Below are 14,569 nucleotides of genomic sequence, written 5' to 3' on the forward strand. Positions count from 1 at the left end.
CGCTGTGCGCGCGTCTCGGTCGGCTTCGACTACGCATTTCGCCCTCGCGTTCCTCGGTGAGTGGGCCGTCCATGGTCACCCCATCGGCGATGGCTGGACCTGGTCGAAGAGAGCGATGGCTTCGGCGGGATCCGGGCTCACGAGGCGTTCCAGACCGGCCGTCGTGATCTTCGCCCACCTGCCGGCCCGCGCCCACATCTGTTCCTCGAAGCCGCGGACGGCCTCGTCAAGAGCTTCGGGGCCGGTGGCGGTGGCGATGGACTCTGCGAGTTCGGCGCCTTCCAGCATCGCGAGGTTGGCGCCCGCTCCCAGAGGGGGCATCAGATGTGCGGCGTCGCCCAGGAGCGTCACCCCGTTGACGTGGGTCCAGGTGTGGGACACGGGCAGGGCGTAGAGGGGGCGGTGGACGAAAGCGGTGGCGTGGCGAAGGAGCGCGAGGACGGAGGCGGCCCAGCCGTCGAACAGCTCCAGCAGGCACGATCGCACGGCTTCGGCGTCGGCAAGCTCCAAGCCCGTGTGCCAGTCCAGCGGCGCGCGGAACTGGGCGTACACCTTGACGTGGCCGCCGCTGTTGCGCTGGGCCACGAGAGCTCGATTCACGCCGTACACGGCCACGGAACCATCGCCGATCAGTCGGGCAAGGTCGGGATGGCGGGTGTCGACGTCGTCGAGGGAGGATTCGACATAGGTGACGCCGGTGTAGTGCGGCATCACCGAGGAGACCGCCGCGCGGGTCCGGGACCAGGCGCCGTCCGCGCCGACCACGAGATCGTAGGTGTCCTGTCTACCGTCCGCGAAGTGGACCAGCACTCCGCCCCGGGTCCCCGGCACCACCTGCGTCACGCTGCGGCCCCACTGGACGTCGAGAGGGCCGAGTAGCAGGTCCCGAAGTTGGCCGCGGTCGATCTCGGGATTGGCCTGGTCATCCGGACCGGCCCGCCAGTCGCGCAGGACGGTGCCGTCCGCCTCCAGAATGCGCATGGCCTGTCCCTCAGGACGGGACAGCGCCTGGAACTCCGCCAGCAACCCCGCCTTGTTCAGCGCGAGCTGGCCCAACTCTTCGTGCAGGTCCAGTGTGCCGCCGAGGGGGCGGGCATCGGGGGCGGGATCGCGTTCGAGGACGGCGACGGGATGGCCGTGGCGGTGCATGACACGGGCGAAGGCAAGGCCTCCGGGGCCGCTCCCGACCACGGCGATACGATGTCTCATAGCGATACACTGTATATTTTCGATACTGTGTATCGCAGCAGAACGGTGTGAACCATGAGTGTGTGGGACCGGCCGGAGCCGCCAACTCGTCCCGTGCCGCTCGACCAGCAGCGGATCGTGGCCGCCGCCATTGCGCTGGCCGACGAGGGCGGGCTGGACGGGGTGTCGTTGCGCAAGGTCGCGGCCCGACTGAACGCGGGCCCGATGCGGCTGTACGGATACATCTCCACGAAACACGAACTGTTCGACCTCATGATGGACGAGGTCTACGCCGAAATCCTCCCCCAGGAGCAACCCGGTGACTGGCGTGAGGCGCTCAGCAGCCTCGCCCACCGCACCAGAAACGCCGCTCTCAGGCACGAGTGGCTGGCCGACCTGCTCGGCGGCCGCCCGGCCCTGGGCCCGAACGCTCTCGCCGTGGGCGAAGCCACACTGGCCGCCCTGGAGAGCGTCGCCGACGTCGACACCGCGATGCGTGCGACGGAGATCGTCGGCGCCTACTTCACCGGCGCGATCAGGCGCGAGATCGCGAACCTTCGGGCCGAGCGTGCCACGGGCCTGTCGAAGCACGACTGGCAGCGTGCCTCCGGCCCGTATCTGACAGGGATGTTGGCCACCGGTCGCTTCCCGGCGCTGGCCAAGGTCGTGTACGACGGCACCGACATCGACGCCGAGGAATCCTTCGAAACCGGACTGGAATGGGTCCTCGATGCCGTGGCCGCCAAACTCACCCGGCCGCCGGCGTTTCGCGAAAGCTGTCGCTGCGCCGGCTTGTTGGTCGGTTCCTTGACTGCCGGCAGCTTGGCTACGCCCCGCAGTTCTACGGCCAATTCGTCGCTGCCTATTGGCACCCACTGGATCGCGCCGGCAGCACACAACAGCGGCGTGTGGGCAATTGAAGCCACGCTGCGCGCCCTATGAGGGAGTCAGCACGCGACGACCCGTGAGTGGGCAGCGTTCTCTCGACTGGTCGCGGTGTCGCGGAGTTGTGCGGTCGGCGCCATCCGCGCGCGAGACATCGAGCCGCACGATGCCGAGGCGAGGCGGCGAGGGCACGGCAGGAGCTTCCTCGCGGGCGCAAGAGACCGCGCACCCGCGAACGGCTCGGGTGCCGGCGAGTCAGTCACTCCCTGGCACCCGAGCCGTTGTGTCAGGCGCCTACCAGGTTCACGCCACCCTGGAAACGCCGGGCGACGTTCTCATCCCCACGGGCCCGCTTCACTGTGCGGCCGATCAGGACTAGTAGCTCCGGACGTTCCAACTGCGTGAGGCGGCTTCCTCGCTGCTGAGGCAGGTCGCGGTCGAGATGTTGTGGATCTTGACCCAGGCGCCGTACCGCAAGGTGTAGGACGTACTGCCGATCTTGTAACACCTGACGACTGCCTGGTAGGACCCGGAGCCGGTGTTGCACAGCACGTTGAAGGAGTTGCCGGTGTAGCTGCTTGAGCAGTTGTAGGGCGATGCATAGGCCGGCGTGCCCACCAGGACTCCACCCATCACTAGCGCGCCGCTGACCGCAGCCGCGCCCAGCACTCTCGCGCCGGTCTTGGGATGTACGAATCTCACGCTCTCTCCTTCGGTTGGTGGCCGTTCAGCTAAGTGGCCACGAGCTGGGGGGACGCGGGAGATGGCATGGACCGACCACCAGCCGCTGGTCACCAGCCTGAGACAGGGCTCGTGTCGCCGCGGCGTTTCGTGGCACGATTCGAGCAGGTTCGAAGGGACAGCGGCGGGACCAACAACAGCGGGGCGTGGATGGTCCGTTGATGGAGTCCACTCTTGGCGCGCCCGGACTCGACTGTTCCCGCTGCGCCATTCGCCGCTGCACGAGGTTGGCGCGATACCGGGAAAGCGGAGCCACATCCTCGCCTTTGATCCCCTGCCCTCAGCACGGCGCAGCCCGTGCGGCCTCAAGAGCAAGCAGTTCGACCCCCGCGGGCGGGCCGGAGCCCAAGCCGAAGCCGAAGCCGAAGCCGAAGCCGCCCGAGGATGCCGCGCCGTATCAGGTCATGCGCCGCGCCAACCTGGTCATCACTTCGGCCGAGGCGGGAAAGGGACGCTGCCCTCCACACGCCGGCCGTGCCGAAGCTACCGGTCAGTCGAGCCGGACTCCCGTGCGCTCCTCCAGAGCTTGCAGGAGCCGGTCCTGGAACTTGGGGTCGTGTGTGGCGCTGTGCGGGTCCTGGGCGCGCTGGTGGTACCAGTAGCCGCCGGTGGACGGCGTGATGTCGTCGTGGGTGGCCAGCCAGACCTGGGTCTGGTGGCCGGCCGCCAGGTCGTCGGTTGCGCCCGGGCCACCCATCCGCGTGGGCACCCAACCCGGATCGACGGCGTGGACGGCGGTCCCCTCCCACCGGGAGGCAACGGCCATGGCCAGGGCGGTCACCCACAGTTTGCTGTCGCTGTAGGAGGCCGTGCCGTCGGCCAGCCGAGCGAGGTCGGTGGAACCGCCTCGATGCATGGAACTGCTCAGGTAGATGAGTTTGGACGGCTTGTCCAGTAGAGCTGTCAGCAGGTAGGGCGCGATCGTGTTGACGGTGGCCGCTTCGGGGGAGTGCATGGTGCCGGCGTTGTGGATGACCACGTCGAAGCGGCCGAAGGCGGCGGCCTGACGGGCGACACCTGGGATCTCGCTCATCTCGGCAAGATCCCCGGTCACCACACCCGCCCAGCGGCCTCCTCCTGTCGGCACGGCGACCCGTGCCGGGGTGCGGGCGTGGACGACCACGTCGTGCCCCTCCCAGGCCAGCGCGTTCGCTGTCGCGTAGCCGAGCCCGCTGGAGGCTCCGGTCACCAAGATCAAGGCCATGTGGTCGGGATCTCCGTCCGTGCGAGGTGGAGGGCGCGAGCGGGGCTGTCGGCCCGGTGTTCAGAGGGTAAGCAGGACCTTCGGCGCGCGCCGCTCGTCCATCGCCTAGTAGCTCTCCGTGGCCTGCTCCGAGGGAAGGGGGGGCAAGATCTTGCCGGTATCCAGGTGCACTGGGGCTGGCGCCCACGTAGGCCAGTTGGCCGACCACCGCAGGTGGCGCCGACGGCCTGGACGACCTCCTGCGTGCCGACCGCCTCGACAACCGAGTCGGCACCAAGGCCGCCGATGAGTTCCTCGATCTTGATGATGCCTTCCTCGCCGCACTCCTCGACCAGGTCGGTCGCCCCATAGCAGCAACGGGCCAGCTTCTGCCGCTCGGCGTGGCGGGACATGCCAGTGATCAGCTCCGCGCCGAGCGGATTGGCGGCCAGGACCGCCGCCAACGCGGGCAGAAAGCGTGCCACGAGCAGCATCGCAACGTCGCGTTTGGGGGGGGGACTAGCTCAACCTCCCTCCGCAGCGACCCACGCCTACGGGGAAGACCTGGACTCCGGCCCCGACGTCCGCTCCGGCCCCCGGGACATCCTGGCCGGTCGGCGCGCCCAGATCACTCCGGAGGAGGCCGGTCTGCCTATCTACGGCCGGCGTCGGGTCCCGGGACTGCAGTGCCAGGAGGTCGCCGCGCCCACTCGCAACCTCCGTCCGAGGCCGAAGTCCATCTCGCCGGGTTCCGGTGGGGGCGGTGGCCCGGTGCGCTCTCGCCGCGGTGCAGGCACCAGCCTGGCTGCGGCCGAAGCCGATCCGCCCCTAAGACCGCGGTGTGCTGTCCGAGCGCCACGTGGTGAGACGAGGGTGGCCCGGCAGTTCTGCGCGGCCGGTGGCCCACAACAAGTTGAGCCACGGATCCGCACCGTCCGGAGCCTTCGGAAACAGACGGGCGAGGACTCGCGAGCAGAGAGCGGAGGGCGGGGTCCAGGCAAGCCCGAGGCCTTCCGTCACATCGTGCATGTGCACGAGCGTTTCCTGGACCCCCAACGCCGCGAAGCCCTCGGGGTCTGACACCCCAGCGGCGTGGTGGGCGCGGACCTGGGGCGGCGTCGTACGCACCATGGCGACCAGCAGCGCGCCGCACGCCTCCAGCACTTGCAGCAGGCCGGCCGGACCTGCATCACGCTCCGCGTAGGCGAAGACCATGGGTCCGTCTGGCTTCTTCTGACTCAACGCGAAAGGCACGTGGGTGTCCAGCGGCGGGCTCTGCGGCCCCAGCTGCACGGCGTAGTAGAGCAGGTCGTTGGCGAGGTGCTCGACGGTCTCCCAGCAGTCCCACTCCAGCGAACCGGCTGCATCACTCCACCCCTGCGCGGGTGCGTCCCGAAGGGTGCCCACGGCGAGCCGCACGGCAAGGTCGACGTCGTCCGCGGTGACGGGAGACGGGACTGATCCGGTTTCGACTGAACGAGACATGACAGCACCGTATCTCGCGGGGAAGACGGCATCCCCTTCCTGTCAATGGGTCGTCCGTGAGAGTGCGCGGGTTGGGGTGCGTGGGGCGGCGCCCCGCATCTGTTCCGGCGCGGCTGGGTAATCGAGTTGAACCGGCGTCCGTGAGGCAACAGACTTGCGCGGTGTTCATGGAGTTGTCGCCCCGCATGCTGACCTGGGACGAGGTGGACCCCGCCCGTCATCCGTTCGACAGCGAAGCGGCGGCGCGGGTGGTCAGATCGCTTGCGCCGTCCGCGCGGGTGCCCCGACGCCCCGACCTGCCGCCGGGTGACCGAGCCCTGCACGACTGGGGCTGGGAAAAGGCCAGGCCCTGGTCCGACGCCATGACCCACGCGCTGGCCGAGCACTACGGCCGTTGGGTCGCCGGCTGGCGGTGGGCGCACGACGAAGGGGATTTCGACGGAGGGCCGGTCGGCAGCTGGTGCTGCGCCCAGCACTCGGTCACCACCTCGGACGAAACCCTCGACCGAGTGACCGCGGCTCTGTGCGAATGGCGGGAGTGGCTGGAGAGCCTGGCCGCACGGTTCGAGGCATACCCGCTGGATCTGGCCGGTATCGACGAGGAGCGGATCCTGTGGGACCGCACCGCCCGCAACCTGATCCTGCACGTCACCGACCGCACCGGCTGCGGCAGCGGCTGGTACGGCCACTGCCATCAGGTACTGACCTGGTTCCTCAGCCGCTGGGGTGTCCCAGCCGACGACGCCGGGGACCTGGTGGAGCAGGTGATCGGCGGCCGGTTCGAAAGCTGGACCGGCCCCGACACGGTGCTGGTCGAGGACATCGCCGAACAGCTCGCGGCCGCCGTACGGCCTGACGCAGAACCCCGGGCCTGCGAGGCGCCCCTGCCCGACCATCTCGAGCGCTGGCTCGCCGTGCGGGAAGCCGTGCCGTGGCATGAGGCAGCCGACAGCACCGGGGACGCACCGGTGACGGCGGCGCGCGACGGAATCACGGAGGAGATCCGCACTTTCGACGCGATTCTGGATCCCGCCCGCGGGCAAGGCCTGCTCGACGCCCTCAAGCTGATGCGCGCCGACGCCGCGCGCGGCGCCCGGCTGGACTTCGACCTCATCCAGCGCTGGCAGCAGCACGTCCTTGCCACACCCGGGCTGCCGCCGTTGCGCAGCCTGCCCGCCTTCGCCAAGGGCGGCCGAGAACGCTACGGCGTCCACCCGGACACCCACGCCCGTCTCGACGCCTGTCTCGCCGAGAGCGCCAAGGACGCCGCCCCGCGCCTCCCGCTGACCGCCCGGGCGGCACGCGCCTTCCTTGACGTCTGTTTCTTGCATCCCTTCGACGACGGCAATGCCCGCTCCGCCCTCCTCACCCTCCTCTTCGTCCTGGCCCGCGAGGGTGTCGCACTCGACAGCGTGCGGTTGCTGCGCCGGGTGTCCTTCCACTCGGACGACCCGCAGGACGCTCTCACGCTTGCCAGCTGTATCGACCTCCACCTCCGCGAAACCCGGCGACGAACCACCAGCCCGACCGCCTAGAACGGTAGGGCCCGGCGACCCGCTGGACGGCCCGAGTAAGTGATGCGGGAGCCCGTAGCCGAGCGCCCGTCTCACATGCGTCACCGCGGCGTTCGATGCACGCTGGGTGGAGTGGACTCTTCCATGAGGCCTTGCGTGTGCGGCGTCCTGGCCGTCCCGGTCCCAGCCCGACGCTTCTCCTCTTACGCGCGAGTCCCGCGAAGGCCTGGTGTGCCAAGACACGGTCCGCTGAAGGCCCTTTTCTCACTGAGTCGTCCCTCGCCCCAGTGCCTGCTGTGCTCAGCAGGAGCAATGGGAAGGAAGCATGATGGAGATCAAAGGATCGACCGCCCTGGTGACAGGGGCCAATCGTGGCATCGGTTACGCGTTCGCACGCGCACTGATCGAGCGGGGGGCCGCCAAGGTCTACGCCGGTGTCCGCGATCCGGCGAGCGTGAGCGACGAGGACCTGACTGTTCTCCGCCTGGACGTCACCGCGCCGGAAGACGTCGCCGCGGCTGCCGCGGCCGCCGGTGACGTCACCATCGTGATCAACAACGCGGGTGTCGGAGGCTTTGACACCAAACTGCTGACGGGCTCCTTCGACGGCGCGCGGGAGGCGATGGAGATCAACTACTTCGGAACCTGGGCCGTCTCCCGTGCCTTCGCGCCGGTCCTGGCCCGCAACGGGGGCGGCGCACTGATCAACATGCTGTCGACGGCCTCCTGGGCCTCCCGGCCGGACTACCCCGGGTATGCGGCGTCCAAGGCAGCCCAGTGGTCCTTGACGGGTGCGCTGCGCGAAGGCCTGCGCGAGCAGGGAACTCTCGTGATCGGTGTCCACGCCGGTTTCGTGGAGACGGATCTCAGCTCCTTCACGGACGCACCGAAGATCAGCGTGGAGGACCTTGCGGAGCAGACCATGGACGCTCTGGCGAACGACCGGGTCGAAGTCCTTGCCGACGAGCGGACAAGGCAGGTCAAGCGGGCTCTGTCGCAACCAGTGGAACGGTGAGAAGACGCCGGCGGACCGGAGAGCCACCGGCACCGTTCGGCCGGCTGGCTCGCTCCTGTTTCTGGGCGGCACCGGAGCCCGCCGGATCCGTGCCGCACTCGATGTCGGTCCCGCGGTCACCGTCGCGCTGCACGCTTTCACGACCGGCCTCGCACTGGGACTGGCACCGGTCCGGGCGAAGCTGATCGCCGCCGGTTTCGCGGACACACCCTTGTCCGCTCGGCTGCTCTGCAGGAGTCGGTGTCGGTCTGGCCGGAGACGGCCGGGGTAGAGGCAAGACCAAGAAAGGCCACGCCTCCGGCGGCTACAAGGGCTGCGACGGACGGGTAGCTGAATTCCGGCCTGCTCGGCGACGGAGGCTAGTCCGCCCCACACAGCCGCACCCTACCCGGTGGGGCTTCTGACCTCGGGATACCGTGGGATGCGGCACGGAGACGAACGACGGCGGCTGCGGCGACCGCGCCGGGGGCCGGGAGCACCGGCGTCTCCCGTCGGCGCGGAAAGGCATCACAGTGTGCCGCCGCCCTTCCGATTACCACCAGCGAGTTGACCTACCATCATGACGATGAGGCCGGCAAGGAGAATCGCGGCGCCGATCAGCGTTCCCGACGGCCGAGCGAGTATCAGCCCGAGAACCAACTGCCAGCACAGTGCGAAGGCCACCACCAGCTGCCCCCAGCCGTAGATCCGCGGGGCACGAACATGGCGCCGGTTCATGGGAAGCACCCAGCCACGGGTCACCGCCGCAACGCCGGAGGCGGCAATGAGTAGCGCCAACAGGATCAGAGGCACGGCGAAGTACAGCTTCACGGTTTCTCCCCCTGCTACCGGGCCCACGCCGGCCACACCGTGATCATGACACCAGCCGCATCACACGTCCACACTCACGCAGTCCCGGTGCTCGGCCGTACAAGTCTCAGCCGAACATGCACCGCATGGACGCCGGCCTCCCCGCGGGGCGAGTCGGCCCGAGAGGGGCAGGGTGTGTCGCCGGCCCTGTCGGCTCCGCCCAGCGCGGGGCCCGGGGTTAGGCGCAGGGCGGCGTCACAGTTCAGGAGATCCTTCACCGGCCCACGCCGCTACAGCGGAGCGGGTTCTGACGATCCCCCCGGGGGTCTGCTTCTCGGCGCGAGGAGCAGGCCCGCCGCATCATGCGAGAGGTGTCCAGAGGGCCGTCCCCGCAGTCACGGGAGGCCCCGACAGTCCGGTCAGCAGCCTCCGGGACGTGGTCAGCGACAGTCGTTGAGCCATTCACCCGGTATCAGGTCTCGAACACGCTCGAGGTCTTCTGCCGTCCGGCCGCGGGCCAGGATGGCCGCGCCGTCGTCATCGCGCAGAAGGACGTCCTGGCCCAGGAACCACCGTGTCCCCTCACCGGCGGGGTACGCCGGGAAGGGCAGTCGGACGGCATTCGCCTCCAGCAGTTCAACACTGTCGTCATCCGGGTCGAGGAAGTCGCAGAGGTCTTCGTCGGCCTGCAGGGACTCCGACAGGATGATCTCCACGAAGCAAAGAGACAGCCATTCCAACCAGTCCTGCCACCGCTCGGCATTCTTGTCGGCAAGGTCAAGCCGGACGAGCACCGCAGGGTCGTCATCTTGGAGGCTGCTGAGAAGGACGCCCCAGGAGGCGGCTCCCTGGTTCTCATGCCGGAAGACCAAGGCCTCCTTGGCGTCGTCGACATACAACTCTGCAGGGCCGAGCAACACATCGTGGTTGCTGGTGAGATCCGGCCGGCGTCCGAACAGCACATACGCCTCGCGCAACGCCGTCGGGAGCCGGAGCCCCAACCTCTCCTCAGCAGCGTCGAGTTCGGCTTCCGGCCATCCGTCATCACGTCCCAGGGCGGCACCTACCCAGTGGGCAGCGAAGCCCTGAACAAAGGCCCATGCACCACTGCGGTCTCCGACACCTCTGGCGAGCGACGCGGCAAGATCGAACTCTTGTGTCATGCGAGGACGATATCCGTCCACTCTGAAGCCGCTTCATCCGCCTCCAGATGAGTTCTAGGCGCACGCCAGTTCCAAACGTCATAAGCAGCCCTGGAACTTGGATGGAAGCGGCATGGACAGTCGTAGACCTGATGGTGGGGCCAGTGTCTCGGAGCCAGAACTTGCGCATCTGGACCCGGTGACGATGGCGGTCGTACGTGGCGTCGAGGTGTCGGCCACGCAACTCCTCCACCCTGAACAGGCGTAGGTCGTTCGCCTGGTTACCCCTTGCAGGGAGGCGACCGCTGGGGCCGATCTAATCCCCCATCACTCTTAGTTAGTCCTGAGCTATAGTCCTCCGACCGTGACCATGACACGTAGAGGGATTCTCAAAGGGCTGGCCGCCGCGCCGTTCACCGCGGCCGCCGGCACCCTGCTGTTCCCCGCCACGGCGGAAGCAGCAAGCATCAACGCACAGCAGTTCAGCCTCACCAGCCGATCAGCCAACAGTTACGGCGAGTTCGCCGATCTGACCACCGGTCTGGCGGCCAAGCTGCCCAAGGTCGACGCGACGACCGTCATCGCCGACACCAACCGCAGCGCGACTCACCTCACCAGCGCTCCCAGCACTGTCGAGGCCTTCTCGACCGGATTCGCCTGGGACCCTGCCGACCAGGCGGTCGACTACTGGATTCCGCAGGGCGTCACGACCAGCGCCGACGCCTACGGCAACGGGCTCTACCCCGAAGGCGGATCCAGCAGGGTCGTTCTCGTCTCCTGGTACTTCGAGACGGACCCGGACGGCGATGGAAGAAACCAGTACGACCTCGACAAGGGCCTGCGGCTGACCTTCGTCGACTACACCACGTCCACCAAACCGACGTACCGACACGTGCTTCTGGTCGAGCCGGTCAAGACCGGCACCGGAGAGTACTCCTTCAACCCCATCCGCAAGCACGCCGGCGGCATCATGTGGTACGGCAACCTGCTCTACGTCGTGGACACATACAAGGGCCTGAGAGTGTTCGACCTGAACACCCTGTTCAAGGTCGCCACCGCCGAGGTGGACATCTGCGGTCTGCACACCGACGGCTCGTACTACGGCTACGGGTACCAGTACGTTCTGCCGCAGATCCGCGCCTACGACAACGCCGGGACGTACCTTCGCTACACCGCGATCGGGCTGGACCGCACCAGCTCCCCGGACAGCCTGGTCGTCAGCGAGTACTCGAAGTCGGGAACCGTCGACTACACCGATGGCACCTTCAACGGTACCGGGCGAGGCACCACCACACCCAAGGTAGTCCGCTGGAACCTCGACTACACCGACAGACGAATCGCCTCACTGACCGCGTCCGAAGCCGTCACCGTCGCTCAGGAGAAGATCCAGGGAGTGGTGTCCTGCAACAGCAGGCACTACCTTGCCGCAAGCGGCGGCCCATCCGCCAAGGGCTCGCTGCGCACCTTCAACTCTGGCGCGTCGACCGCAACCACCATTTGCGATCTGGCCATCGGCTGTGAGGACCTCAGTTTCCACAGCAGCAGCGCGTCCGGATGGGCGTACAGCGAATCCGTGATCTGGAACGTCAGCGAGTACACCGGCAAGCGGTACGTCTACGCGGTACACGCAGACGGTTCATAAGCACCTTCCCCTTCCACAGCAGTTAGGTCCGGCAGGTCGCTGCGCCGCAACACAGGCAGCGATGAGGCGTATAGGCGAGGCCGGATACCTGCCGTGGTCCGGTCCCGCCGCGTAGCGGCCCCGCCCGGTGGGCGGGAGCTAGGCGGCGGGCCGTCACTGCGGGGCGAGCCGAATGAGCTGTGGCGCCGTCTGCGTCTTGCCAGAGGTGAGTGACTCTGCACGCGAGAACAGTCTCTGGCTCACTCCCTGTTGTCGTGTCACGCGGCTGAGCTGCACTCGACGAAAGAAGCAGGTCAGATGGGCCGCCGCATCCCCCGCCTCCAGCGCAAGCTAGCCGCTGCGCCGTTCCAGCCACGGTGTAGTCACTCATTCGGAGAAGAACACCACCGATTTCGCCCGGGCCCACGACTGACCCGTGCGCAGATCGCAGCGTTCGAATCCAAGCACGCAATCGCTCTCCCCGGTCCCTGTCAGAGCACCACGCGGCGACGTGTCGCGGGCGGCCGCCCGGCGGTGCGGCTAGGGCCTGTTGCGAAAGCCGTAGGCCGCCTGCGCTCGACCACCCAGGCCGTCCGCCACCCTGGCGCGGGCACTGGGGCGCCCGGCGCCATGCGCGAGGCCCGCACGGCGTGGGTTCTCGCAACGGCGGCGCTCACCGCTGCGGGCCCGTCGCCCTAGTCGTCATCGGCGAACAGGAGAGCACCTGGTCACCCAGAAAGCGTGACTGCGGTTCTGAGGCCGCGGGAAACTCGGCTGCAACTGAGGCCGCCCGCCCATAGGATCCTCGCTCGAGGCGCGGCGCCGGCATGGCGCCCTGCCGACAGTGGGCACTCGACGGACCGGGACGCGTGACGCAATGAGCAGCCGACTCTTCGCAATCTCCTTCGACGCGCACCAGCCCGAACGCCTGGCGCATTTCTGGTCGGGCGTCCTGGGCTTGGAGACAACCGACGACTCGTACGGCGGCGTCGCCCTGCCGTCCGGGAATGACGCCGACTACCGTCTCGGCTTCCGTCCCTCCCCGACGCAGAAGACCGGCCAGAACCGGCTGCACTTCGACCTCACCAGCTCCTCCCTGGAGAACCAGCGGGAGATCGTGGCCAGGGCACTCGACCTCGGCGCGCGGCACGTGGACGTCGGCCAGGGGCCGGACGCGTCCCACGTGGTGCTCGCCGACCCCGAGGGCAACGAGTTCTGTGTCATCGAGCCGGGCAACGACTTCCTCGCCGGGTGCGGCCTCGTCGGAGCGCTCGCCTGCGATGGTTCGCAGGCCGTGGGTTACTTCTGGAGCAAGGCGCTGGGCTGGCCGCTGGTCTGGGACCAGGACGAGGAGACCGCCATCCAGTCACCGAACGGCGGTACGAAGATCACGTGGGACGGTCCGCCGCTCATGCCGGATCCCGGCAAGGACCTGCATTTCGACCTCGCGCCTGACGACGATCAGCAAGCAGAGGTCGACCGCCTGCTCTCCCTCGGGGCGAAGCGTCTCGACTCCCCCGACAGCGGGGACGGCACGGTGGTGCTCACTGACCCCGACGGCAACAAGTTCCGTGTGCTGACGCGCCGGTAAGACGGCAGCCGCGGCGGGCGGTCGTCGTCACGAGGGCAACCGCGGCCGGGAGGTAACGGTCGAGGGCGACGGAGGCGGCCACTCACCTGCCGGGATTCAGCCGGCGGGCGAGGTCGTGGGCGGTGGCGCCGGTGAGGTCGCCGACGTGGGCCCCGACGATTTCGAACCGGCCGCCGGTGATCGGGGAGGCCACGTAGGGGGTGCCCCAGAGTTCGCCGTCGACGATGATGGCGAACTCGTTCCGCGGGAGTGGGGCCTCCGCGAGGGAGCCGGTGAGGGCGGCGAAGCGGGTCCGGTCGGCGGGGCCGAGGGTCACCTCGACCTGCCAGGTGCCGTCGGCGGTGCTCTTTTCGGCCTTCGCTGAGGCGACACGGACGTCGGTCATGCCTCTGGCCCGGTCGGCGTGGACGCAGGACGCCGGTTGGGTCGCGGTCGCGGGCTCGGTGTAGCCGCCGCTGCCCTCGGGGCAGGCATGCTCCACGGACGAGGTGACCGGCAGGAGAGAGATCGGGGTCGCCTTGCCGGTGCCGTCTCCTGTGGCGGGCTGAACCACGTGCGCGCGCGGGGGCGCGCTGTCCGCGGCGGCCACCCAGGCGGTGGTGACCAAGGCGGCCGCGACGAGGCCCACCCCGGCACGGGCCAGCCGCTGCCGGCGTCGGGCGACCCGCAACGCCTCGTCGGCAAGACCGGCCAGACCGGCACCGGCGGCACCGCCGCTCTCCCGGACGTGGGCGTGCAGGGCATCGCGCAGCAACGTTTCGTGCAGGGGGTGTTCGGTCGAGTGGTTCATGCGGTGACGCCCCTTCCGGAGGTGGTGGAGGAGGCCGACGGTCCTGCCTCGGCCAGGGTGGTGCGGAGCGAGGTGAGGGCCTTGTGGGTCTGGCTGCGGACCGTTCCCTGGGCGACGCCCAGGATCGCGGCGATCTCGCTGTCCGGCCGGTCCTCGAAGTAGCGCAGCACGATCACCGCACGCTGGCGCCGGGGCAATCGCCGCAGTGCGGCCATGATGTCCTGCCGCTGGACCACGGTGTCGGCCCAGTCGGCGGCCTGCCCGGACGGCTGGTCCGGCAGGGTGTCCGTGACCGTCTCACGTCCCCAGCTGAGGAGCCGGAAGCGATCCACCTGGGCGTGGTAGAGAGCCCGGCGCACGTAGATCTCCGGCTGCTCCCGGTCACGCAGCTTCGACCAACGCCGCGCGGTGGAGGCGAGCGCGGTCTGGAGCAGGTCCCGGCCCTGCTCCCAGTCCCCGGTCAGCAAGTAGGCCGTGTGCAGCAGCGATCTGGACCGCGCCGCCACGAATTCGCGGAACTGGCGTTCCTCTTCGGCGTTCAATGCGCCCTCCCTCGTTCGCATGTACAGACGGGTGGGGAACAGGCTTTGACTGCCCTGTCGGTCGGACTTTCTCGGTGTCGCAC

12 protein-coding genes and 1 pseudogene are annotated in these 14,569 nt (G+C 68.6%); 5 read left to right on the forward strand and 8 right to left on the reverse strand.

What is annotated here, in order from left to right; translation table 11 throughout:
* Nucleotides 1-75: 75 nt before the first annotated feature.
* Complete coding sequence (locus tag ACZ7JA_RS11930) at nucleotides 76-1,209, reverse strand: FAD-dependent oxidoreductase (protein WP_470807990.1); 1,134 nt, start codon at nucleotides 1,207-1,209, stop codon at nucleotides 76-78.
* 54 nt (nucleotides 1,210-1,263) lie between these two features.
* On the opposite strand from ACZ7JA_RS11930, the pseudogene ACZ7JA_RS11935 reads away from it, so the two are divergent.
* Nucleotides 1,264-1,953, forward strand: a pseudogene (locus tag ACZ7JA_RS11935) (TetR/AcrR family transcriptional regulator); the annotation flags it as partial.
* A gap of 495 nt (nucleotides 1,954-2,448) precedes the next feature.
* Here the strand turns inward: ACZ7JA_RS11935 and ACZ7JA_RS11940 are convergent.
* The 3 genes from ACZ7JA_RS11940 to ACZ7JA_RS11950 all read right to left on the reverse strand — a co-directional run bounded on the left by ACZ7JA_RS11940 (nucleotide 2,449) and on the right by ACZ7JA_RS11950 (nucleotide 5,482).
* Entirely contained in the window at nucleotides 2,449-2,775 is a 327-nt protein-coding gene (locus ACZ7JA_RS11940; RefSeq protein ID WP_470807991.1) for a hypothetical protein, read from the reverse strand.
* Nucleotides 2,776-3,304: 529 nt separating this feature from the next.
* Complete coding sequence (locus tag ACZ7JA_RS11945) at nucleotides 3,305-4,018, reverse strand: SDR family NAD(P)-dependent oxidoreductase (protein WP_389447222.1); 714 nt, start codon at nucleotides 4,016-4,018, stop codon at nucleotides 3,305-3,307.
* An 807-nt stretch (nucleotides 4,019-4,825) separates the two neighbouring features.
* Nucleotides 4,826-5,482: a hypothetical protein gene (locus tag ACZ7JA_RS11950; protein WP_470807992.1), complete on the reverse strand. Its 657-nt coding sequence runs from the start codon at nucleotides 5,480-5,482 to the stop codon at nucleotides 4,826-4,828.
* Between the two features lie 167 nt (nucleotides 5,483-5,649).
* On the opposite strand from ACZ7JA_RS11950, the gene ACZ7JA_RS11955 reads away from it, so the two are divergent.
* Nucleotides 5,650-7,017, forward strand: coding sequence for a Fic family protein (locus ACZ7JA_RS11955; RefSeq protein ID WP_470808519.1), 1,368 nt, complete (start codon nucleotides 5,650-5,652; stop codon nucleotides 7,015-7,017).
* Between the two features lie 304 nt (nucleotides 7,018-7,321).
* Entirely contained in the window at nucleotides 7,322-8,011 is a 690-nt protein-coding gene (locus ACZ7JA_RS11960; protein WP_389305531.1) for an SDR family oxidoreductase, read from the forward strand.
* A gap of 507 nt (nucleotides 8,012-8,518) precedes the next feature.
* On the opposite strand, the gene ACZ7JA_RS11965 is transcribed toward ACZ7JA_RS11960, so the two are convergent.
* Nucleotides 8,519-8,821: a hypothetical protein gene (locus ACZ7JA_RS11965; protein ID WP_389305529.1), complete on the reverse strand. Its 303-nt coding sequence runs from the start codon at nucleotides 8,819-8,821 to the stop codon at nucleotides 8,519-8,521.
* A gap of 419 nt (nucleotides 8,822-9,240) precedes the next feature.
* Nucleotides 9,241-9,963: an SMI1/KNR4 family protein gene (locus ACZ7JA_RS11970; RefSeq protein WP_470807993.1), complete on the reverse strand. Its 723-nt coding sequence runs from the start codon at nucleotides 9,961-9,963 to the stop codon at nucleotides 9,241-9,243.
* Between the two features lie 343 nt (nucleotides 9,964-10,306).
* Here ACZ7JA_RS11970 and ACZ7JA_RS11975 point away from each other — a divergent pair, with 343 nt between their 5' ends.
* Both ACZ7JA_RS11975 and ACZ7JA_RS11980 read left to right on the forward strand, forming a co-directional pair.
* Entirely contained in the window at nucleotides 10,307-11,584 is a 1,278-nt protein-coding gene (locus ACZ7JA_RS11975) for a hypothetical protein (RefSeq protein ID WP_470807994.1), read from the forward strand.
* Nucleotides 11,585-12,440: 856 nt separating this feature from the next.
* Nucleotides 12,441-13,154: a VOC family protein gene (locus ACZ7JA_RS11980; protein ID WP_470807995.1), complete on the forward strand. Its 714-nt coding sequence runs from the start codon at nucleotides 12,441-12,443 to the stop codon at nucleotides 13,152-13,154.
* A gap of 82 nt (nucleotides 13,155-13,236) precedes the next feature.
* On the opposite strand, the gene ACZ7JA_RS11985 is transcribed toward ACZ7JA_RS11980, so the two are convergent.
* On the reverse strand, nucleotides 13,237-13,944 hold the full coding sequence (locus ACZ7JA_RS11985; protein ID WP_470807996.1) for a SecDF P1 head subdomain-containing protein: 708 nt from the start codon (nucleotides 13,942-13,944) through the stop codon (nucleotides 13,237-13,239).
* Nucleotides 13,941-14,486 (reverse strand): SigE family RNA polymerase sigma factor, encoded by a 546-nt coding sequence (locus tag ACZ7JA_RS11990; RefSeq protein ID WP_351668468.1) that lies wholly within the window; start codon nucleotides 14,484-14,486, stop codon nucleotides 13,941-13,943. Before ACZ7JA_RS11990 ends, ACZ7JA_RS11985 begins: the two co-directional genes overlap by 4 nt.
* Nucleotides 14,487-14,569 lie beyond the last annotated feature (83 nt).

This window comes from Streptomyces sp. NPDC038135, assembly GCF_055601245.1.